This window comes from Serratia proteamaculans (assembly GCF_013337185.1).
Taxonomy (GTDB): domain Bacteria; phylum Pseudomonadota; class Gammaproteobacteria; order Enterobacterales; family Enterobacteriaceae; genus Serratia; species Serratia proteamaculans_D.
In genome coordinates this window covers 141,698-162,309 of the sequence record NZ_SWDE01000008.1, presented here as the reverse complement: position 1 = coordinate 162,309, position 20,612 = coordinate 141,698, and the positions used below count along the sequence as shown (strand labels likewise).

The following is a 20,612-nucleotide window of genomic DNA, read 5'->3' as shown; positions in this document are numbered from 1 at the left end:
TAACTATGATTATTAAATCAATATGATAGCGCGGTGCTAACACGGGCGATGTTGGTTTAACTCTCCGATGACGCCAGGTAATTCTCCGGCAGATCAATAACGAACCCGATACCGCGTTCATCAAGCCCTTCGGCTACCCGCAGTTGCGCACCGATTTTATCCGCCAGATTTTTGGCAATCGCCAGCCCCAGACCGCTACCGATTTGCAGAGTACCGGGCACGCGATAAAAACGTTCGAATAACCGTTTATGGTATTCAGGGTTAATACCGGGGCCATTGTCTCGCAGAGTAATATAGCAACCCAGTGGCGATAGCGAACGGATGTTGGCTTCGATTCGGCCACCCTCAGGTGCGTACTTGATGGCGTTTTCCAACAGGTTGGTAAAAATGGTAATCAGTGAGTGACGATCGGTATCAATCATCACATTTTCACTGCCATCCAGCGAGAGTTCGACGTTCTTCTCCAGCGCATAGGGTACATGCTGGGCAATGCATTTACTGATTTCCGCGTGGATATTCACTGTTTCAATCTTCAGCGGGAAGTCTTCCGACTCCAGTTTGGCCAGGTCAATCAGCTGGCGCGAAAGCGATGCGGCGCGATCCAACCCCTGCTGCATGTCTTCAATGATTTCCTGCCGTTCGGTTTTATCCGCCACCTGGGTCAACAGGTGCAACTGTGCCAGCACGGCGGCGATCGGGGTGCGCAGCTCATGCGCCGCATCGGCCATAAAGCGCTTTTCACGTTGATTGGCAGCATCGATGCGCGCCATCAGCTTATTGATTTCCAAAACGATTGGCCGGATTTCTTGATATTGTTCGGCCGCATTGATTGGAGACAGCGTACCGGGCTTGCGATCAGAGATCATTCTGGCAATTTGCCGCAGTGGCCGCAGGCTGAAATAGGCGGTGAACAGCAAAGTGACAATGATGGCTGCCAGAGTGACCAACAGCGGGATCGCGGTGCTTTCTGCCGGGTTGCCGAAAATAGTGGTGCGGTTGTCAAAGGATTCGCCGACGATCACCCTAAATTGCTGTTTATCGCTCCAACTGCCGGCAATATGCCATTTCACATTGGCGTAGCTGATGGTGCCTGACAGCACTGATGGGGGCAGGAGCAGCGGTTTTTCCTGTGACGGTGAGGCGTAAAGCATCTGGTTGTTGCTATCGTAAACCACAAATAGCGGACGGTAGTCTATTTCGTCCTGCATGCCGTTTTTGATCGAGTCGATATACATGACTTCGATATCTTTAATCACCTCAAGATAACTGCGGTTGGTCACATCGGTCTTATCGAGAATATTGGCGATGCCGCGTGCGACAATGCGTTGCTGATTATCTAAATACTTTTCCGCGTCGGGGTAATATGAATATTTTACCCAACCTACTAATGCGGCCCAGAGCAGTAATATGGCTAAGACCTGAAAAATAATGGTGCGCATAAAAAAGGATTTAAAACTTATCATCCCAGAATCTCTTTTTTTAATAAATAGCCGATGCCACGCACGGTGATAATTTTTTCCTTGCCAATCTTGCGCCGCAAGTTATGCATATGCACCTCCAGAGAATTACTTTCAACGCTGTCGCCATGGCCGAACAGGCTCTGCTCCAGTGCGGTTTTACGCACCACGGTGCCGGCGCAGCGCATCAGTTCATGCAGCAGCCGGTACTCCTTTTTCGATAACAGCAGCAGTTCGTCATCCAGCGTCACCTGGTGATTGATGGGGTCCAGATACAGATTGCCCAGGCTCCAGGTTTGGGAGGCAAACCCGGCCATGCGGCGGTTAACCGCCTTCACGCGTGATATCAACTCGGGCAAGGCGAAAGGTTTGGCCAGAAAGTCGTCCGCGCCGGAGTCCAGGCTATTGACCAGGCTTTCGATACGGTCGCGGGCGGTCAGAATAATGATCGGGATATTTTGTCCGGCTGCTCGCCACTCGACCAGTTTTTTTAATCCATCCCCGTCAGGCAGGGTCAGGTCCAACAGCATTAAATCGAAACTGCCCTGTGAGAGCCTGGTTTGCGCATCATGCACCAGCCGCACCCAGCATAGCTCAAAGCCCGCCAGCTCTAATGCACGGCACAGGGCCTTGCCCAATTGCAGATCGTCTTCCACTAACAATATGTTCACGGGGTATCCGGTTTATGTCACGGCGCTGGCGGCTATATAACTACAACCATCATGGGAAGACAACGGCGTCATCCTTTTAGCACCATCGTTCTTAAGCAAACCTTAATCTGGGATTAATTTGGCGTTAAGGGAACGTCGATATATTTCGCGTACGCTGACTCCTGCATAAATCATCAGGGGAGGGAAACATGCGTGTCGACAACTTTTCAATGGTGGTTACCTGTACAGGCGCAATTTTATTGTTGGCGTTGGTCACTATGCCTGCCCACGTTGGCGCGCAAGGGGGGAATCATCCCACCCGAATTTCCTCGCCCTTGCCGCATATTCAGCATGCGGCATCCCTGACTTTTTATAAAAGCTTAAAACCACGAATTAAAAAACAACTGCGTCGTTGGGTGCAGTTATAAGGTTTATTTTAATAGGGAAACAAGTGGAAAATACCTTTGGATATTCTGCAGCATGAATATCTATACTCTGTTGGATAAGGTGGCTGAGCGTCAGCTATCGCTTTTGACTTCCCAACCAGAGAAAGGAACAGCATGACTAAAGTTGCATTGGTCACCGGCGCCAGCCGGGGTATTGGCCGCGCTACGGCTCTGCTGCTGGCCCGTCAGGGTTATGCAGTGGGCGTTAACTATCTGAAGGATGAAGTTGCAGCGCAACAGGTGGTCGCGGAGATAGCATCACTGGGCGGTCGGGCGCTGGCGCTGCGGGCCGATATTGGCGATGAAAACCAGGTGGTGGCAATGTTTAGCCAACTGGATGCTACCCTTGGCCCGATTGACGCACTGGTCAACAATGCCGGTATTCTGTTTCAGCAGTCGAGCATTGAGCAACTGACCGCCGAGCGTATCAACAAGGTCTTGACCACCAACGTCACCGGCTATTTTCTCTGTAGTCGTGAGGCGGTGATGCGTATGGCGCATCGTCATGGTGGACAGGGCGGGGCCATCGTCAACGTTTCTTCCGCCGCCGCTCGTTTAGGGGCTCCGTGGGAGTATATCGACTATGCCGCATCAAAGGGGGCCGTCGACACCCTGACCACCGGACTGGCGCTGGAGGTGGCGGCACAAGGTATTCGCGTTAACTCGGTGCGGCCGGGGTGCATTTACACCGAGATGCATGCCAGTGGCGGTGAGCCGGGGCGCGTTGACCGGGTGAAAGGCAACCTGCCGATGCAGCGCGGCGGCACCCCGGAAGAGGTGGCAGAAGCCATCGCCTGGCTGCTGTCCGATGCCGCTTCTTACGTCACCGGCAGCTTTATCGAGGCCGCTGGCGGCCGTTGACAGCGCATGCAGGGAAAGTACTGTGGGACGTACTTTCCCTATTTGCAGGACTTAACCAATAAATGCCGGCTCTTGCATGGTTTCGGTCGCCCCACTGATTTCAATTTTGGGAGGAGTATAGTGCGCAAGTTTAAGGGCGTCGTTGACGGCAATATTTCCCAGAGAGAAAACGATGTCGTCATGATCGAAAGAGTGATTAGCGTTGTTGTCGATAATGATAAAACTGCTTTGGCCGAGCTTCAGTATGCCAACGTCACTAAGGTGATCCTGGCTGGCGCCTTGCGTTGCAGCAGACAATGATTGACTAAACAAATCAAACGCGTTGGCAGTGGAGCCTAGATTTAATGAGGCAAATAACTCTGCAGCTTCATCTTGTTCCGAGTATTCACCGTAAAGGGCCATGACATGATCCCCCTGAGATGAGAATATCCACGGATTACTACTATCGCCGACGATGATTTTATCACCGACCCTGATAGTTGGGAGGGCACTGCCACCTGGATCGTTAGCATTTAATGTCACCATGCTGTTAATGGTGCTGTTTTTAAAAATGATGGTGTCGCTGCCGATCTGTTTTATGATATCTCGAGTGATGGTTGTGTTCCCCACAACGTTAATCGTGTCACTTTCAAGCGAGTCTGTAATTTTTAATTGATATCCTGATAACTCACTACGAATTGCCGAATATTGGCCGAAAGGCAATAGTTTGAATAATTCCCCACCGCCTGTTCCACCTTTTTCTGCTAACAAATTCAGTGAACCATGAGCACTCATTTCATTTCTGATCATGTATAAATGTGTGCTGAAGTCATCTTTGATAACCAGGTTTAATTTTTTGTCGCCGGAAATATCAATGGCTTCTATAGCATTTTGATCGCCAGTCAGCCGGAGCGTGTTTTCCGCCGAACCGGATGAGTCGATAGTAATAGCTTCAACAATTCCTTCATCGCTTCCATTTGGGAACTTTATGGCGAAACTGAGAGTGCCGGCATCAATTTTATCGATGTTCTGACCGTTGAATCGTATGTCCATTACCGGTGTTGTACGAGTATAACGGTCGTCTTCGATATAATCGAAATGAATTCGGCTGTTGGCTGTAGCATCTCCAAGCACATTTAACGTGCGGAACGAGTAAGTTGTACCCCAGTCATCAACTGGCATATTAATTACTGTAACGTTATCGGCAAAGCCTGTAAGAGCCAGCCCGGCATCGCCAGTTGCATAATTCCATGTGCTGCTCGGAGGCGGGGTAGCCTGTGTCAGGTGATCAACATTGGCGTAATCGGCATTATGAATACTGGCCACCTCACGGATGACCCCGAAATCAAATACGTTCTTCCCTTCAGTTGCTACCAGTTTCCCATCCAGGTAAATGGAACCCGTCCCTTTATAGTGGGCTAAGTCGATCATCGGAAAAAGTAAGAAGTTATTGATGTTACTTTCTATAACGCCATTTACTCCTCCATTTTCATTGGTCGTCAGATAAATATTTTTAGTCAGGAAATTTGCTGAAATTACATTGTTATGATTTTTGTCCTCAGAGTCATAATGCGCTGCAGCCGCTTTAAATTTATCACTGACAACGTTGGCACGATCAATTCCAGCATTGCCTTGCCAAAGTAACCAGTCATCACCCAGCCCCAGTTGAATTTGAGCCTCAGCATTTATCATATCGGCATTAGGCGCTATGATGACTCTATCGTCGCCGCTTGAACCAATAAAGGAAACAAGAGTATTTTCAATAATAACTTTTGTAGTGATATGAGGATACGCCGAGTTTGTTCCAAAATCAGTTGCGGAATTTTTACTAAAGTCTAATGTGGCTTTTTTATCACCCGTAATCCTCAGTGTCTCAAGGTTGGGGGTGAAATTTATTGTGATGTTGGCTTCATGATCGACTTTTATTTGAGCATTTCTCAGTGCGTAAATTTCGATATCGGAGAGTCTGTGAGCTGAGCTATGATTTATTTCACCAATTAACTCACCGGAATCATTGATGGTCAGGGTTGCATGGTCGGTGTATCCCAATATGTTGGAGATGGTGTCATAGCTTTTGGCATTATACGTCCAACCCCAGGCACGATCACTCTCTGGTTGTCCCCCATTTAAAAGTTTATCAATAATTAAACTGGTGGCTTGGTAAGCATCATTGCCGCTAAGTTTCCTGATATTATTTACATCGGAGGGGTACAGGAAATTATTCAATAAATTCTGGTAGGTTTGCTCCCAGTTCTGAGTATTGGAAAAAGCCGGTGCTGTTGCCAGTTGATGCAATAGGTCTGCCGTACTCATACCTGCAGCTAATTGTTTGCTATAAACGTCCAGAGCAGTAGCATCCACCTTATATCCAGCCACACCATAGAAAAGTGCTGCAACCGTTTCCTGGTACTTGTTTTCTGGCAATTCTCCTGGTTTATAGACATGAGTTGCTAATAGGAAGCTTTCTTTTGCCGAGGAGTTTTCGCTGGATGAGTCATTCCTGATATCATTTATCATATTGACGACAACATCGCCACGAGATTGCGAGTGATTATTTAAACCAATAATGTATTTATTTATATCACTTTCACTTGGTGGTTTTTTGAATGTCTGTTCAAATATGATTTTCACGAAATCTTGATTGTTTAATAGTGTTAAAGAAGCTTTATTTTTAACAAATGCATCGGCAATGTAATTTATTGTTGCCTGGGAAGTATCCAACTTGCTTCCCCAATAGTTAATGCCTTGCGGTACCATAGTCGAATGTAATACGTAATAAATTGCTTGTATGTCAGCAGCACCTGAATTTTCTGTAGGGCTTCCTGCATAGGATGGGAACAAGCTTTGCTGAATAGTGGTGTCCAGCACTGTCTGTTGCGACAGAATTTCGGTGTTATCTCCTTGATAGCTGCGTAATGTGTTGGTTAATTCGGCGGTAATCTGGCCCAGAGTCATCCCGTTATGGAGTTGGTCTATCAATACTGAAAGCTGTTCTTCGCTGGCATTGACACCATGGATATTATGATAAATATACTGGATTTTATTAGCGTCATCCAGGGCGGCCAACCGGTTTTGCCCATCCTGTGAATTTATGAAAAGGTCAGCCATATTACCGATAGAGAGCTTACCGTTCTGAAGGTTTTTTGCGAAGTATTCGAGAGCGGCTCTGTCTGCCTGTTTTCCTAAAACGCCATAGAAGATTGCCGCCACATCACGCTGCAATGTTATGAAATTCATGCTTTTTATCCCCAGAAAAAGAAATGTGCCAATCATTATTTAAGCTCAAAATAATAGGATGGCAAGAAGGCGGGTAAATATTTAATGGTATTGATAAAGCATTGGATAGCGGCAGAGGATCTGAAAGGCGTATATTATTTTATTTTTAATAATACAAATTGCACATAGTATTTATGTTTATGAGAGCAATAGACTGATAAATATATGAATAGTCGATTATTCGTATAATGATGCAAACGATCACGGGAAAGAGCGTTTGCATATCAAAGTGTTCGGTGTCAGCCATGCATGCAAGATAGGTATGTCAGCCCTCATGCAGCAGCGCACTGCGGAAAGACAGAATGTGCGCTTCTGCCGCATTGGCGGCTGCGTTGTCATCCTGTGCGGCCAGTGCAGCGATAATCGCCCGATGTTCTTCGATCACTTCTCGCATATGACCTTCGCGTGACAGCGTACTGGCCCAAAAGCGTTGCGCCCTGGCGTGCAGCACGCTCAGGATGTCCGCCAGCATATTATTCCCGGCGATCTGCGCCAGCTGCTGGTGGAACTGGTGATCCAGCGTCATCATCTGCACCCGATCGCGACGCTGGCTGGCGGCTTCGATTTGTTGATTGAGGGCCGTCAGTGCGGCAACCTGTGATTCGGTAATTCGCTTGCTTGCCAGCCGCATACACAGCATTTCATTGGCCAGGCGGACTTCAATCAGTTCCAGCGCGTCATCCATCGACAGCGGTGAGACCATCACCCCTTTACGCGGGATCACCTGTAGCAATCCCTCATTGGCCAGCCGGTGGATCGCCTGATTTATCGGCGTTCTGCCCATATCCAGCTCACTCATTACCTGCGCGGTATTGAGATATTCACCAGGTTTATAGCTTAACGTCACCAGTGCCTGCTTAAAGCGCCGGTAGGCCAGTTCATTCAGTGACATTCCGGCTTCCTCTGCCGTCGGGAGTTCCTGGCTCTCTGCGTCAAGGCTCATCACGTTCTGCTCCTGCAAGAAGAAAGTTTTTAGACATAGTACACAAAAACATGGCATGGAAATCGCTTATTTGGTAACTAAAGATATAGTGAAATTTCACAGTATTTTAACCAAAGAGGCACAAACGCCATGAGACTGACCTTCACTTTACCTGAATCCAGCGGTGCCGGGGTGCTGGATGTTGAGATTGACCATCTGGTGATCGCCGGCTGGACCGGTCGCGATCGCGAGGCCATCCTGCACCATATTAGGGAATTGGCGGAGCTGGGCGTGCCCCAACCCAGTGCAGTTCCGCTGTTCTATCGGGTAGCCGTTAATCAGCTCAGTCAGAGCGATTGCATAGAAGTGATCGGCAATGCCAGCTCCGGCGAAGCGGAGCCGCTGATCTTTACTCATCAGGGGGAACTGTTTGTTTCGCTGGCCTCAGATCATACCGATCGTCAACTGGAGGCGCATAGTGTCGCGCTATCCAAACAACTCTGCGTCAAACCGGTCGCTCGCGCCGCCTGGCCACTCCGGGAAGTGATTGCCCACTGGGATTCACTAATCCTGCGCTCCTGGATCAAAGAGAACGGTGAGTTCCGGCTTTATCAGCAGGGTTATCTTGCCAATCTGCGTACTCCCGACGATCTGCTGGATCATTATCTGAGTGGTCAGCAGGTGCCAGAGGGCGGGTTGACGGTTCCTCAGCCGCGAGATGGCCTGGCGATGGCCTGTGGCACGGTAGCGGCGATTGGCGGTATCCGTCCGGCGGCCGAGTTTCGTATGGAACTGGTGGATGAAGTGCTGGGACGTACCATCAGCCACGGCTATCGCAGCATAGAACTGCCGGTGGTGGCGTGATGAAAAAGCTGACTTTAACGCAGGTCACCACCGGTTTGGCCAGTGGTGAATTCACTGCTGTGCAACTGACCGCCACCGCGCTGGCGCAAATCGCCGACCCACAGGGGGAGGGCGCACGCACTTTTACTCATGTTTATAGCGACTGGGCACAGCAGCAGGCATTGGCGGCCGATCGGCGGCGTGCGGCGGGCACCCCTTTGTCGGCGCTGGACGGTGTGCCGGTATCGGTCAAAGACCTGTTTGATGTCGCCGGGGAAGCCACCGCTGCCGGTTCGCGGGTGTTGGCCGATGCGCCGGTAGCTAACACCCATGCCACCGTGGTGGCGCGCTTGTTGCAGGCTGGCGCAGTGGTGATCGGCAAAACCAACATGACCGAGTTTGCTTATTCGGGCCTGGGGATCAATCCCCACTATGGCACACCCGCCAACCCGTGGGATCGCCCAGCAGGTCGTATTCCCGGTGGTTCGTCTTCCGGTGCGGCGGTTGCGGTGGCCGATGGCATGTGCTTTGGCGCGATAGGCAGCGATACCGGCGGCTCGGTACGTATTCCGGCGGCCTTCTGCGGCCTGACCGGCTATAAACCCACTGCCCGGCGCATCAGCAGTCGTGGTTTGCTGCCTTTGTCACCCTCACTGGATTCGATTGGTGTGATTGCCCATGACGTTGCCGGTTGCATCGCGCTGGATGCGGTGATCGCCGAACAGCCGCTGCACCCGCAGCAGAAAGCGCTGAGTCAGGCGCGCTTTGCCGTGCCACAAACGCTGGTGCTGGATGGCCTGGATGATGAAGTCACCGCCGCCTTTCATCTCAGCGTCCAGCGGCTGGTGCAGGCCGGGGCACAGATTGAATCTATCCCCTGTCATGAGTTCGCCGAGCTGGCAGCGATCAACGCCGCCGGTGGTTTCACCGCACTGGAGTCCTGGCGCTGGCACCAGCCGCTGATTAGCGAGCATGCCGAAGACTATGACCCACGGGTGCTGTCACGTATTCGTCGCGGCCAGTTGCTCGATGAGCAGGATCTGCGGCAATTGTGGATGCAGCGTGCCGATTGGCAACGGCGGGTGAGCGCGGCAGTAGAAGGATTTGACGCGTTATTGATGCCAACCGTGCCCTTCGTTGCGCCGACCATTGCCGAACTGCAGGAGGATGAAGACGCCTATTTCCGTATCAACGGTGCCGCGTTGCGTAACCCTTCGGTGATCAACTTCCTCGATGGTTGTGCGCTGTCTCTGCCTTGCCAGCGGCCCGGTACGGCACCAGTGGGGCTGATGGTGGCCGGGCTACCGCTGCATGACGAGGCGCTGCTGGGTTGGGCGCTGGCGATCGAACGCTGCCTCGCCGAGGCGTGATTTTCCGGCGGGATGTCGCCCGCCTTACTTTGAGCTAACAGGAGAGTACCCATGACCGGTTCCCCAAACGGAATGCTGTTTGTCGCAACAGATGTCGCCGCGCAGGACGAGGCGGATTTCAATAAGTGGTACGACCGCGAGCACGTGGAAGAGCGAGTGCGAGTGCCTGGTTTCTTGTCGGGCACGCGTTATCAGGCACTACAGGGCGGGCGCAAATACCTCGGGCTGTATAAAACCGAATCCCTGGCCAGCTTTACCTCGGCGGCCTACCGCGCCGCGTTTACCGAACAGACCCCCTGGTCGGTGGCGAGTCTCGATAAAATGTGCGATCCGATGCGTCGTGTCTGCGCGGTGGAGGCGGTGATCGGTCAGGGCTGCGGCAGCCATCTGGCTATCCTTACCCTCGAACCGGCGGAGCCGCATGTGCTGAAGGCCTGCATCAATCATTTGGGGAGCCTTTTGGCGGAACAGCCCGGTTTTGTACGCAGTAGCCTGTTGTCACCGGACGCAGATCTCAGCTCGCCGCTGCCGAAAGAGTCGCGGGAAAACCGCCGGTTACTGCCGATGATGCTGATCGAAAGCAGCAGCGCCGAAGCCAGCCAGCGGCTGAGTGAGTTGGCTTGCAGCCAACTGAAAATCCCCGCCACCGATGCCCTGCATTATGCCCTTGGCTGGCAACTGACCACACAGGAGCTTTCATCATGAGCACTTCAACCACGGAAACACCGATCGCGGATGTATCTGCTGGCGATACTGCCGCCCATCCGCCGAATACCGGCAAGCTGGCGGCGGCCAGTTCGATTGGCACCGCGCTGGAATGGTATGACTTCACCGTCTACAACATCATGGCGGCGCTGATTTTCAACCACGTGTTTTTCCCCTCTTTCGATCCGCTGGTGGGCACCATTTTGGCGTTTTCCACTTACGCGGTCGGTTATGTTTCGCGGCCGATCGGCGGGATCGTCTTTGGTCATCTTGGTGACGTGCTGGGTCGACGTTTTGTGTTGGTGACCACGCTGGTGATCATGGGGGTGACAACCGCGTTGATGGGGCTGCTACCCGGTTATGCCAGTTGGGGGATTTGGAGCCCACTGCTGCTGGTGACACTGCGCTTTATCCAGGGGATCGCTTTGGGAGGAGAATGGGCGGGGGCAGTACTGTTGTCGATGGAGCACGGCAAGCCTCATCAGCGCGGGCGCAACGCCTCGTTTGCTCAGGTTGGCCCTTCCTGCGGAACGCTGATCGGCACCGGGCTTATCACGCTGGTGACGGTGGCGATGACGGCGGAGGATTTCCAGCAGTGGGGCTGGCGTATTCCCTTCCTGCTTAGTTTGGTACTGGTAGTGTTTGGCCTGTGGCTACGCCGTGGCGTGGGGGAAACGCCCGCGTTTCTGAAACTGGAGGCATCGAAGGACGTTACCCATTCCCCGATCCGCGAAGTTTTCACCCAGTATCGACGTCCGCTGCTGATCGCCGGCGGTTCGCGTATTGGTTCCGACGTGCTGTATGCGCTGGTGGTGGTTTTTACCCTGACTTACGTCACCACGGTATTGAATCTGCCGCGCCCGCTGGCGTTGGCCGCCACCATGTTGGGGGCTATCGGTAACGCGATTACCGTGCCGATGTTCGGCGCATTGTCCGATCGCTTTGGCCGTCGACCGGTGTATATCGGTGGGGCATTGGCGGCGATAGTTTGGGCATTTGTGTTCTTTATGCTGCTCGACAGCAGCCAGCCGGTGCTGATTTGTCTGGCGGTGGTGGTGGGGTTGTTGATCCATGCGGCAATGTATGGCCCACAGGCGGCTTTTATTACCGAACAGTTTCCAACCCGGGTGCGCTATGCGGGATCGTCATTGGCTTATACGTTGGCAGGGATTATCGGCGGTGGCTTTGCGCCGCTGATCATCGCCTCGTTGTTCAAGTCTTACGACAGCACGCTGGCGATCTCGGCCTATGTGGTGCTGGCTTTGCTCATCACGCTGTGGGCGGTGATTGCCGCCAGGGAAACGGCACACAAGCCGTTATGAATGGCGTGCCGGGTGAAGGGATCACCCGGCGTGTCACAAGAGCAACGGCGTTACTTCAGCCAGCCTTTGCGTTGTGCGTCATGCAGGTGTTGCAGCAGGTACTTCCACAATTCCGGCTGAACATCGGCGATGGTGGTGTTGCGCGCCAGTACCTGTTCCAGGCTGATACCGTTCTCGACCCAGCTTTGGCCCTGGTTGTGCAGGTTCATCAGCATTGGCATGGTGCGATCCAGTACCAGTGCAAAGCGCGCGTCGGCACTCTCGCCATCTTCATATTCCTGCCATAAAGCGGTGAAATACTCGCGCTGAGTGTCCGGCAGCATCCCGAACAACCGGCGTGCCGCCGCCACTTCCACATCATGGATCGCTGCGCGGGCCGCCAGATCGTAGACCAGTACGTCACCGGCATCGATCTCAACGATGTCATGCAGCAGCGCCATCTGGATCACTCGCTGGATATCTACGCCTTCACCGGCATAGGGGGCCAGGCTCATGGCAGCAATAGCAAAGTGCCAGCTATGTTCGGCGGAGTTTTCCTGGCGTTGGGTGCCCAGCACTTTGGTGCGGCGTTGCACGCTTTTCAACTTGTCGATTTCCATCAGGAACTGGATGACCTGGGTCATGGAGCCGAAATCTAACGCGGGTACAGCGGATGACATGGTGTAAACCTCAAGGTAGATGGGTTGAAGCCGAACGATTGTAGACCAGCGGGCGAGGGATTTCGATGGTTACACGCGCACACAGTTTTATTTTAGCGTACACGTGTACACTGAAATTATTCTCAGTTAAGCTGCTTTGCGGTAATTTCGAACAATGTTGGCTGTTTTGAGGGGTTGTGTGTAATGGGAAAAACGGGCGTAGTGAAAGCCGGTACTGAAAAAATGGCCACCACGGCCTATCCGTGGGCGGAAGAAATCGCGAACAGCATCAGTCACGGCATAGGGTTGGTTTTTGGTATTGTCGGCCTGGTACTGTTGTTGGTTCAGGCGGTAAATACCGGCGCTGACGTGACGGCCATCGCCAGCTACAGTCTTTATGGCGGCAGTATGATCCTGCTGTTCCTTGCCTCCACGCTGTACCATGCCATTCCCCACCAAAAAGCCAAGCACTGGCTGAAAAAATTTGACCACTGCGCCATTTATCTTTTGATTGCCGGTACCTACACGCCGTTTTTGTTGGTGGGGCTGAACTCGCCGCTCGCCAAGGGGTTGATGGCGGTAATTTGGGGTTTGGCACTGCTGGGTGTGCTGTTCAAACTGGCGTTCGCCCACCGTTTTGAAGCGCTCTCGCTGGTGACCTATCTGACCATGGGTTGGTTGTCGCTGATCGTGATTTATCAGTTGGCGACTCGTCTGGCGCTGGGCGGTGTGACGCTGCTGGCGGTCGGTGGCGTGGTTTATACCCTGGGCGTGATCTTCTATGCATCGAAGCGTTTCCGCTTCGGCCACGCGATTTGGCATGGTTTCGTGCTTGGCGGCAGCCTGTGCCACTTTATGGCGATTTATCTGTACGTCTGATATCCGCTGATATCTTTCACACTGCAGCGTTGTTGGCTGCGCGTGCCCACCCCAGGAACGATCTTGAGTAAGCTCCTGGGGATGTGCCCGTTTGCCGCCTAGCTGCAGTGCGAAATCTATTGCGGATAGATTAGGAAGTTCTGACGGCTCCCACTTTTTATTTTTCTTCCGCCAGTGAATATGGCAGCGGTTTGATGGCCAGTTGGCTGGCGGCATCGTCGCGAACCCGCAGCTTGCTGTCGGCATCCAGATCGTTATTGAGCACCACTTGTACCCACAGCGTGCCGTCGGCCAACCTGGCGGCGCTCAACACCGTACCGGTACGGCGCCAGTTTTCACCCAACTGCAACTCCACGTCCTCAGCGGCCTGCGGCACTCGCCCGGCCTTGCCTTCCAGCCAGTACAATGCCCGTTTGTTGGCCCCGCGGAACTTGGCGCGCGCCACCATTTCCTGACCGGTGTAGCAGCCTTTGCTGAAGCTGATGCCATCCAGCGCCTGCAGGTTGGTGGCCTGTGGGATCAACTGTCCGCTGTTGGCGGCGTCAATCACCGGGTAGCCGGCTTCGATATCCAGCGTCAGCCACTGCTGGCTGTCGTTCAGTTCGGCCTGTTCGTGCAGTTTGCCAACCAACTGTTCGGCAACGGCGGCGGTGGTGACCAACAGAAAACGTTCTGCCGGTAGCGAGAAGTGCAACAGGGTTGTTTCACCGTCCTGCACGACCTGATGTTCAGCATCCGGCAGGCTATTGAAAACGCCAGCCAGCGCCGCGCGTGCCTGAAAACCGGCCACGCCCAGCAACACCGCTTCGTTGTCGGCGGCAATGGTGAGTTTGGAGAATACCGCGTACTTCTTGATTTCGGCCAGTTGGCTGTCCAGCACGCTGCGGCGTTCCAGATAGGCAAAGCCTTCACCGCGATGGAATAAACGCAGATTGCTCCACATTTTGCCCTTGGCGTCGCAGTGACCGCACAACACGTGGCTATCGGCCGGCAGCGCTTCGATATCGGCAGTCACCTGACCCTGAAGGTATTTCACCCGGTCCGGCCCGTTCAATGTCACCAGCGCCCAGTCTTCCAGAGAGATCAGGGTCAGGGGCAGATGGGAGGAAGCGGAAGGTTGACGGGGTGGAAATGGAATTTTATACGCCATAGTAAGATCCTGCTTAACGTTTAGCTTACCTGAAGGTGTGTTGGCCCCATGGTAAAAGAGGTGGCGGCCTTTGCAAACTGTTATTCACGCTTGCCTCCCTGACAGCGCTTTTTTTGACATTTAGCGCTTTATTACGCTTTACACAGAGAACGTCCTTCCCGGCGAGTATGTCAAATTGTTACTCTATAGCCTTGCGGCCAAAGGTAACCCTTGCAGACAGATCTTTGGCTGATGGAATTATATCGCGCCGGTGTTGCCATACAGTGTGTCAGTTGAACCCTGCGATGGCGTTGCCACGCTGAAAAGAGGTTAGTCATAACAACATGGATATTAATAATAAAGCACGTATCCACTGGGCTTGTCGCCGCGGTATGCGTGAGCTGGACATCTCCATCATGCCCTTCTTCGAGTATGAATATGACCTGTTGAACGATACAGACAAAGCGCTGTTTATTCGTCTGCTGGAGTCTGACGATCCCGATCTCTTCAATTGGCTGATGAATCATGGCGCTCCGCAGGACAGTGAACTGCGGAGAATGGTGACACTGATCCAGACGCGAAATAAAGACCGTGGCCCAGTGGCGATGTGACGTCCGTATTTCCTGGCGCACCCAGTTATTTTCGCTGCTGACACATGGCGTATTGATCCTGCTGATCCTGATTTCACCCTGGCCGGAAGGCTATGGCCCGATCTGGCTGGTGTTACTGACGCTGGTGGTGTTTGAGTGCATTCGCAGCCAAAAGCGTATTGCGTCGCGGCAGGGCGAGTTGCGCCTGCTGGAGAACCAACGCCTGGGTTGGCATGGGCAGGAGTGGCAACTAGTAAAGCAGCCCTGGATGCCACGTTACGGCATTTTGTTGACGTTACAGCCGGTGGGGGGCAAAAAACGCCGTCGGCTGTGGCTGGCTTCCGACTCTATGGCTAAAGCCGACTGGCGGCATTTGCGCCAACGGTTGCTGTATCCGCCCGCCAGTGATGACGAGGAACTTTGATGAAGCCGACGCTCTGGCTGGTGGAAGATGAACCCAGCATTGCCGACACGCTGATTTATACTCTGGAGAGCGAAGGCTTTCAGGTGCGCTGGTTCGAACGCGGTGAACCGGCATTGCAGGCGTTGGCGCAAGGGGCACCTGCGCTGGCGATCCTCGATGTGGGTCTGCCGGACATCAATGGTTTTGAACTCTGCCGCCGGTTGTTATCGCAGTCGGCGGATTTGCCTATTTTGTTCCTCACCGCCCGCAGCGATGAGCTTGATCGCCTGATTGGGTTGGAAATCGGTGCCGATGATTACGTCGCCAAACCCTTTTCCCCGCGAGAAGTCAGCGCCCGGGTGCGCACTATTCTGCGCCGTTTGCAAAAACAGCAGCGTCTGCAGCAACCGGCACTGTACCACTTCGGCCCTTTTAGCCTGGATGAACAGGCCGCAGCCATCCATTACCATCAGCAGCCGTTGCTGCTGACCCGTTACGAGTTTTTGCTGTTGAAAACGCTGTTGCTGGCCCCCGGCCGGGTATTTTCACGCCAGCAACTGATGGAAAGCGTCTGGGCGCTGGCCGAAGAAAGCCTGGATCGCACCGTCGACACCCATATCAAAACGCTGCGTGCCAAGCTGCGCGCCATCAATCCCGCTGAACCCCCGATCCACACTCATCGCGGCCTCGGCTACAGCGTGAGTCGCCAGCCATGAGAATAGGCCTGCGCCTGCTGTTGGGGTACTTCCTGATTGTGGCGGTGGCGGGCTATTTCGTACTGAGCATTTTCGTACAGGAAGTGAAGCCCGGTGTGCGGCGCGCGACCGAAGGCACACTGGTGGATACCGCCAATCTGCTGGCGCAGATTGCGCGTCTGGACATGCAACGCGCCGATGTGGCGCATGGGCAACTGGCTCAAGCTTTCTCTCAACTCAATCAACGCCCCATTGGTGCCAATATTGGCGGTATCCGTAAGGATCGCAGCGAATATCACGTTTATCTTACCGATCAAAACGGCAAGGTCATTTTTGATTCCAGCGGCAAGGCGCTCGGCCAGGACTACTCGCGCTGGAATGACGTTTATCTGACGCTGCTTGGTCAGTACGGCGCGCGCAGCACGCGCAGCGATCCGCAGGATGAAAACAGCTCGGTGATGTACGTTGCCGCACCCGTAATGGAGCAGGGGAAAATCATCGGCGTGCTTAGCGTCGGTAAACCCAACAGCACCATGACACCGGTGATCAAGCGCAGCGAGCGCCGTATTCTGTGGGCCGGTGCGCTGCTGTTGGGCATTGCCTTGCTGATCGGCCTGGGCTTTGTCTGGTGGATCAACCGCTCGATTGGGCGGCTGGTGCACTACGCTGACGGCGTGGCGCAGGGCGAAAGCCTATCGTTGCCGAAAATGGGCGGCCACGAATTGACCCAGTTGGCACAGGCGCTGGACAGCATGCGGGTGAAGCTGGAGGGCAAAGCCTACATTGAGCAGTACGTACATACCCTGACCCATGAACTGAAAAGCCCGCTGGCGGCGATCCGCGGTGCGGCGGAACTGTTGCAGGAACAACCACCGGCGGCCACTGCCCAGCGTTTTCTGACCAATATCGAACAGCAGAGCGCACGCATTCAGCAACTGGTGGATAAACTGCTGGTACAGGCGCGGCTGGAGAGCCGGCCAGTCCTGGAACGGGTGCCGCTGGCAATGGCGACGCTGGTGCGTCAGGCCGTGGCAGGCAAAGAGGCGCAGGCAGTGCGGCGTGGCGTTTTGCTACAGGTTGAGGCAGTGGAAGATATCACCCTGAGCGGCGATGGGCTGCTGATTAGCCAGGCGTTGACCAACCTGCTGGACAACGCACTGGACTTCACCCCAGCAGGCGGCACCATCAAGGTGCGCGGTGAACGCCACGAAGGCCACTACCAGGTCACCGTCAGCGACGACGGCAGCGGCATTCCGGATTATGCACTGGAAAAAGTGTTTGAACGTTTCTATTCGCTGGCCCGTTCGGATAAGCCGAAAAGCAGCGGTCTGGGGCTGAATTTTGTGCAGGAAGTGGCACGTTTACACCGTGGCAGCATCCAGTTGAGCAACCGTCAGCCGCACGGCGTGACGGCTATTTTTACCTTATCGCTCTGACTTCACCGTCCCTTCACATAACCACATCCTGTTTTCACTTGAGACTTTTATCGTGACTTCATTAACTACATGGAGCGCGCGATGATGAAATCGGTACTGTTTTGGAAAATAACCACTCTGCTGGGATTAATGATTTTAATGATCATCCCGGTAACGATGTTGATGAATGTGATTGATGAGCGCAGCGGTTATCGCCAGAGCGTGGTCGGGCAGGTCAGCGAAAGCACCAGCCGGGCACAGCGCATTTTGGGGCCGTTGATCGTCATCCCTTACAGCGAGCGGGAAGAGAAGACGGACGACAAGGGGCAGAAGGTGGTGCAGATAGTTCGGCATCATCGCTATCTGCTGCCCGAGACTTTGCAAGTCAGCGGCAAGCCGAACGTGGAGGTGCGCAAGCTGGGCATTTACCAGACTCAGGTCTATCAGGGACCGTTGCAGTTTAAGGTGAAGTTTGGCCAGCCGGATGTGACAGACTTGCAGCGCAGCAACGTGACTATGGGTCAGCCGTTTCTGCTGGTTTCGCTGAGCGATTCACGCGGCATCAAGAGCATCTCGCCGCTTGGCAGCGCAGAGTCTCAAACGGTGTTTGAGCCGGGTACCCAGGTAAACGTGTTACCTCAGGGTATTCATGCGCCACTAGCGCTGACCACATTGCAAAAAGCGGGGCTGGATGCCGAGTTCACCCTGACGCTGGCCGGCACCAGCAGCCTGTCACTGGTCCCGCTCGGGCGTAGCAGTGAATTGACGTTGCAGAGCAATTGGCCACACCCGAACTTCCTCGGTAACTTCTTGCCGGACGAACGCAAGGTGACGGAGAAAGGCTTCAGTGCCCGCTGGCGCAGCACCTGGTTTGCCAACAACATCAACAGCGCTTTCCATTACGACGACGAAATTCTTGGCGAAGACAAGCTGCCCACCTTCAGTACCAGCCTGATTGAACCGGTCGATCACTATCAACTGACTGAACGCGCGGTGAAGTATGCGGTGCTGTTTATCGGCCTGACGTTTATGGCGTTCTTCCTGTTCGAAACCCTGACCGGTTTGCGGGTGCACCCGATTCAGTACCTGCTGGTTGGCGCGGCGCTGGTGCTGTTCTACTTGATATTACTGGCATTCTCCGAGCATTTTGGCTTTGGCACCGCTTATCTGCTGGCCAGCATCGCCTGTAGCGGACTGATCGCCTTTTACCTCAGTGCGGTACTGCGCGGCAGGTTGCGGGCGGCGCTGTTCGCGGCCAGTCTGTTGATGTTGTATGGCGTGCTGTATCTGTTGCTGCAGTCGGAAGATAATGCGTTGGTGCTGGGGGCAGGGCTGCTGTTCGCAATTTTGGCGGGAATTATGCTGCTGACGCGTAAATTGGACTGGTATCAGGTGGCCGATCCGGCGCGCATGAACGGCGAAACGCCAACCGGCGAAGGTGAGAAACGCTTCCGGTTGTGGAAATAAGCATCGGATTGGGCGCGGTCACCGCGCCCATGGGCACTACAGCAGCGGTTCCATCTCCAGCAGGATCTGTTCGCACCATTGTTGCAGCCGCTCTTCACTCATGTCGTATTGATTCACATCATCCAGCGCCAGGCCGACAAAGTGTTTGCCGTCGGCGCTTAGCGGTTTCGGGCTGGTGAATTCGAAGCCGTCGATCGGCCAGAAGCCAATAAACTGGACGCCCAGCGGGGCAATGTGATCGTGCAGCATGCCGAGTGCATCGAGGAACCATTCACCGTAACCGAGTTGATCGCCCATGCCATACATGGCGACGATTTTCCCCTGGAGATCCAGCGTGGTCAACTGTGGCCAAATCGCTTCCCAGTCTTCCTGAAGCTCACCGAAATCCCAGGTTGGCATGCCGAGGATCAGGATGGAATAGTCTTCCATCAGCTTGGGGGAAACGTCTTTCAGGTTGTGCAGGTCGACCAGGTCTTCACCTAAAATCTCACGGATTTTTTCTGCCGCCATTTCGGTGTAGCAGGTGCTGGAGCCGTAAAACAGACCAATCTTCATGTTTAAACCGTTTATATTGCCGTAGGTAGAATTGCAGCGAGTATACCCGATTTGTCCCGGCTTAAGGCATAATGCCTGTGGCATAAACGTAACAAAGAGAGGACCGCGTGCAACAGCAAGAGAGTGCGTTGATTGAGCAATTCCTGGATGCGCTGTGGCTCGAACGTAATCTGGCAGAAAATACGCTGGCCTCTTACCGATTGGATTTGCAGGCGCTGGGCGCCTGGCTGAATCAGAAAAATAGCTCGCTGTTACAGGCACAGGCGCTGGATTTACAGGCGTTTCTCGCCGATCGGGTGGAAGGGGGCTATAAAGCGACCAGCTCCGCTCGTTTGCTGAGTGCCATGCGCCGTCTGTTCCAATACCTGTATCGCGAAAATATGCGTAGCGACGATCCCACGGCACTGCTGGCTTCGCCGAAGCTGCCGCAGCGCCTGCCGAAAGACTTGAGCGAAGCGCAGGTCGATGCGTTGCTGAAGGCACCCTGTGTCGATCAGCCGCTGGAGCTGCGTGACAAGGCGATGCTGGAAGTGCTGTACGCTACCGGGCTGCGCGTCTCCGAACTGGTCGGGCTGACCATCAGCGATGTCAGCCTGCGTCAGGGCGTGGTGCGGGTGATAGGTAAAGGCAACAAGGAACGACTGGTGCCGCTGGGTGAAGAAGCGGTGTACTGGATAGAAAACTACCTGGAGCACGGCCGCCCGTGGATGGTCAACGGTCAGGCGCTGGACGTGTTGTTCCCCAGCAACCGCAGCCAGCAAATGACCCGACAGACATTCTGGCATCGCATCAAACACTATGCGATCCTAGCGGGCATTGACAGCGAGCGGCTGTCACCGCACGTGTTGCGCCACGCGTTTGCCACCCATTTGCTGAACCATGGGGCCGATCTCCGTGTCGTACAGATGTTATTGGGGCATAGCGACCTCTCGACCACACAAATTTACACGCATGTAGCGACCGAAAGACTTAAACAGCTACATCAACAGCACCACCCGCGTGCCTGACAC

20 protein-coding genes are annotated in these 20,612 nt (G+C 53.9%); 13 read left to right on the top strand and 7 right to left on the bottom strand.

Going from position 1 to position 20,612, the window contains the following annotated elements; all coding sequences use genetic code 11:
- Positions 1-56: 56 nt before the first annotated feature.
- Complete coding sequence (locus FCL49_RS22985) at positions 57-1,463, bottom strand: sensor histidine kinase (protein WP_174355276.1); 1,407 nt, start codon at positions 1,461-1,463, stop codon at positions 57-59.
- The gene (locus tag FCL49_RS22980) at positions 1,460-2,128 is read right to left on the bottom strand and encodes a response regulator (RefSeq protein ID WP_174355275.1); all 669 of its coding nucleotides are present in this window, start codon (positions 2,126-2,128) and stop codon (positions 1,460-1,462) included. The genes FCL49_RS22985 and FCL49_RS22980 overlap by 4 nt, the downstream gene beginning before the upstream one ends.
- Positions 2,129-2,316: 188 nt before the next feature.
- On the opposite strand from FCL49_RS22980, the gene FCL49_RS22975 reads away from it, so the two are divergent.
- Together FCL49_RS22975 and FCL49_RS22970 are read left to right on the top strand one after the other, a co-directional pair.
- A complete protein-coding gene (locus FCL49_RS22975; protein ID WP_174355274.1) occupies positions 2,317-2,535 on the top strand; it encodes a hypothetical protein in 219 nt (72 codons plus the stop codon).
- A 132-nt stretch (positions 2,536-2,667) separates the two neighbouring features.
- A complete protein-coding gene (locus FCL49_RS22970; protein WP_174355273.1) occupies positions 2,668-3,414 on the top strand; it encodes an SDR family oxidoreductase in 747 nt (248 codons plus the stop codon).
- A 51-nt stretch (positions 3,415-3,465) separates the two neighbouring features.
- On the opposite strand, the gene FCL49_RS22965 is transcribed toward FCL49_RS22970, so the two are convergent.
- Together FCL49_RS22965 and FCL49_RS22960 are read right to left on the bottom strand one after the other, a co-directional pair.
- Complete coding sequence (locus tag FCL49_RS22965) at positions 3,466-6,630, bottom strand: hypothetical protein (protein WP_174355272.1); 3,165 nt, start codon at positions 6,628-6,630, stop codon at positions 3,466-3,468.
- A 304-nt stretch (positions 6,631-6,934) separates the two neighbouring features.
- Entirely contained in the window at positions 6,935-7,612 is a 678-nt protein-coding gene (locus FCL49_RS22960) for a GntR family transcriptional regulator (RefSeq protein ID WP_174355271.1), read from the bottom strand.
- A gap of 129 nt (positions 7,613-7,741) precedes the next feature.
- On the opposite strand from FCL49_RS22960, the gene FCL49_RS22955 reads away from it, so the two are divergent.
- Genes FCL49_RS22955 through FCL49_RS22940 form a run of 4 tightly spaced genes read left to right on the top strand, consistent with a single transcriptional unit; the run spans position 7,742 to position 11,831 of the window.
- Entirely contained in the window at positions 7,742-8,455 is a 714-nt protein-coding gene (locus tag FCL49_RS22955; protein ID WP_174355270.1) for a DUF2848 domain-containing protein, read from the top strand.
- The gene (locus tag FCL49_RS22950; RefSeq protein WP_174355269.1) at positions 8,455-9,804 is read left to right on the top strand and encodes an amidase; all 1,350 of its coding nucleotides are present in this window, start codon (positions 8,455-8,457) and stop codon (positions 9,802-9,804) included. Before FCL49_RS22955 ends, FCL49_RS22950 begins: the two co-directional genes overlap by 1 nt.
- A gap of 51 nt (positions 9,805-9,855) precedes the next feature.
- Positions 9,856-10,509, top strand: coding sequence for an antibiotic biosynthesis monooxygenase family protein (locus tag FCL49_RS22945; RefSeq protein ID WP_174355268.1), 654 nt, complete (start codon positions 9,856-9,858; stop codon positions 10,507-10,509).
- Positions 10,506-11,831: an MFS transporter gene (locus tag FCL49_RS22940; protein ID WP_174355267.1), complete on the top strand. Its 1,326-nt coding sequence runs from the start codon at positions 10,506-10,508 to the stop codon at positions 11,829-11,831. The genes FCL49_RS22945 and FCL49_RS22940 overlap by 4 nt, the downstream gene beginning before the upstream one ends.
- A gap of 50 nt (positions 11,832-11,881) precedes the next feature.
- On the opposite strand, the gene FCL49_RS22935 is transcribed toward FCL49_RS22940, so the two are convergent.
- A complete protein-coding gene (locus tag FCL49_RS22935; RefSeq protein WP_174355266.1) occupies positions 11,882-12,490 on the bottom strand; it encodes an HD domain-containing protein in 609 nt (202 codons plus the stop codon).
- A 183-nt stretch (positions 12,491-12,673) separates the two neighbouring features.
- Between FCL49_RS22935 and trhA the strand changes: the two genes are divergently transcribed.
- A complete protein-coding gene (gene trhA, locus FCL49_RS22930; protein ID WP_174355265.1) occupies positions 12,674-13,348 on the top strand; it encodes a PAQR family membrane homeostasis protein TrhA in 675 nt (224 codons plus the stop codon).
- Between the two features lie 157 nt (positions 13,349-13,505).
- On the opposite strand, the gene ygfZ is transcribed toward trhA, so the two are convergent.
- Complete coding sequence (gene ygfZ / locus FCL49_RS22925) at positions 13,506-14,498, bottom strand: tRNA-modifying protein YgfZ (protein ID WP_174355264.1); 993 nt, start codon at positions 14,496-14,498, stop codon at positions 13,506-13,508.
- Positions 14,499-14,821: 323 nt separating this feature from the next.
- Here ygfZ and sdhE point away from each other — a divergent pair, with 323 nt between their 5' ends.
- The 5 genes from sdhE to creD all read left to right on the top strand — a co-directional run bounded on the left by sdhE (position 14,822) and on the right by creD (position 19,047).
- Positions 14,822-15,088, top strand: a complete 267-nt coding sequence (gene sdhE / locus FCL49_RS22920) for an FAD assembly factor SdhE (RefSeq protein ID WP_174355263.1) — start codon at positions 14,822-14,824, stop codon at positions 15,086-15,088.
- Positions 15,069-15,491 carry a protein YgfX gene (locus FCL49_RS22915; RefSeq protein WP_174355262.1) on the top strand — a complete coding sequence of 141 codons (423 nt, stop codon included), beginning with the start codon at positions 15,069-15,071 and terminating at the stop codon, positions 15,489-15,491. The genes sdhE and FCL49_RS22915 overlap by 20 nt, the downstream gene beginning before the upstream one ends.
- On the top strand, positions 15,491-16,186 hold the full coding sequence (gene creB / locus FCL49_RS22910; protein ID WP_174355261.1) for a two-component system response regulator CreB: 696 nt from the start codon (positions 15,491-15,493) through the stop codon (positions 16,184-16,186). The genes FCL49_RS22915 and creB overlap by 1 nt, the downstream gene beginning before the upstream one ends.
- On the top strand, positions 16,183-17,601 hold the full coding sequence (gene creC / locus FCL49_RS22905) for a two-component system sensor histidine kinase CreC (protein ID WP_174355260.1): 1,419 nt from the start codon (positions 16,183-16,185) through the stop codon (positions 17,599-17,601). Before creB ends, creC begins: the two co-directional genes overlap by 4 nt.
- Positions 17,602-17,682: 81 nt before the next feature.
- Entirely contained in the window at positions 17,683-19,047 is a 1,365-nt protein-coding gene (creD, locus tag FCL49_RS22900; RefSeq protein ID WP_174355259.1) for a cell envelope integrity protein CreD, read from the top strand.
- A 36-nt stretch (positions 19,048-19,083) separates the two neighbouring features.
- On the opposite strand, the gene fldB is transcribed toward creD, so the two are convergent.
- Positions 19,084-19,602 carry a flavodoxin FldB gene (fldB, locus tag FCL49_RS22895; RefSeq protein WP_174355258.1) on the bottom strand — a complete coding sequence of 173 codons (519 nt, stop codon included), beginning with the start codon at positions 19,600-19,602 and terminating at the stop codon, positions 19,084-19,086.
- 107 nt (positions 19,603-19,709) lie between these two features.
- Between fldB and xerD the strand changes: the two genes are divergently transcribed.
- On the top strand, positions 19,710-20,609 hold the full coding sequence (gene xerD / locus FCL49_RS22890; RefSeq protein WP_174355257.1) for a site-specific tyrosine recombinase XerD: 900 nt from the start codon (positions 19,710-19,712) through the stop codon (positions 20,607-20,609).
- Positions 20,610-20,612: the final 3 nt, after the last annotated feature.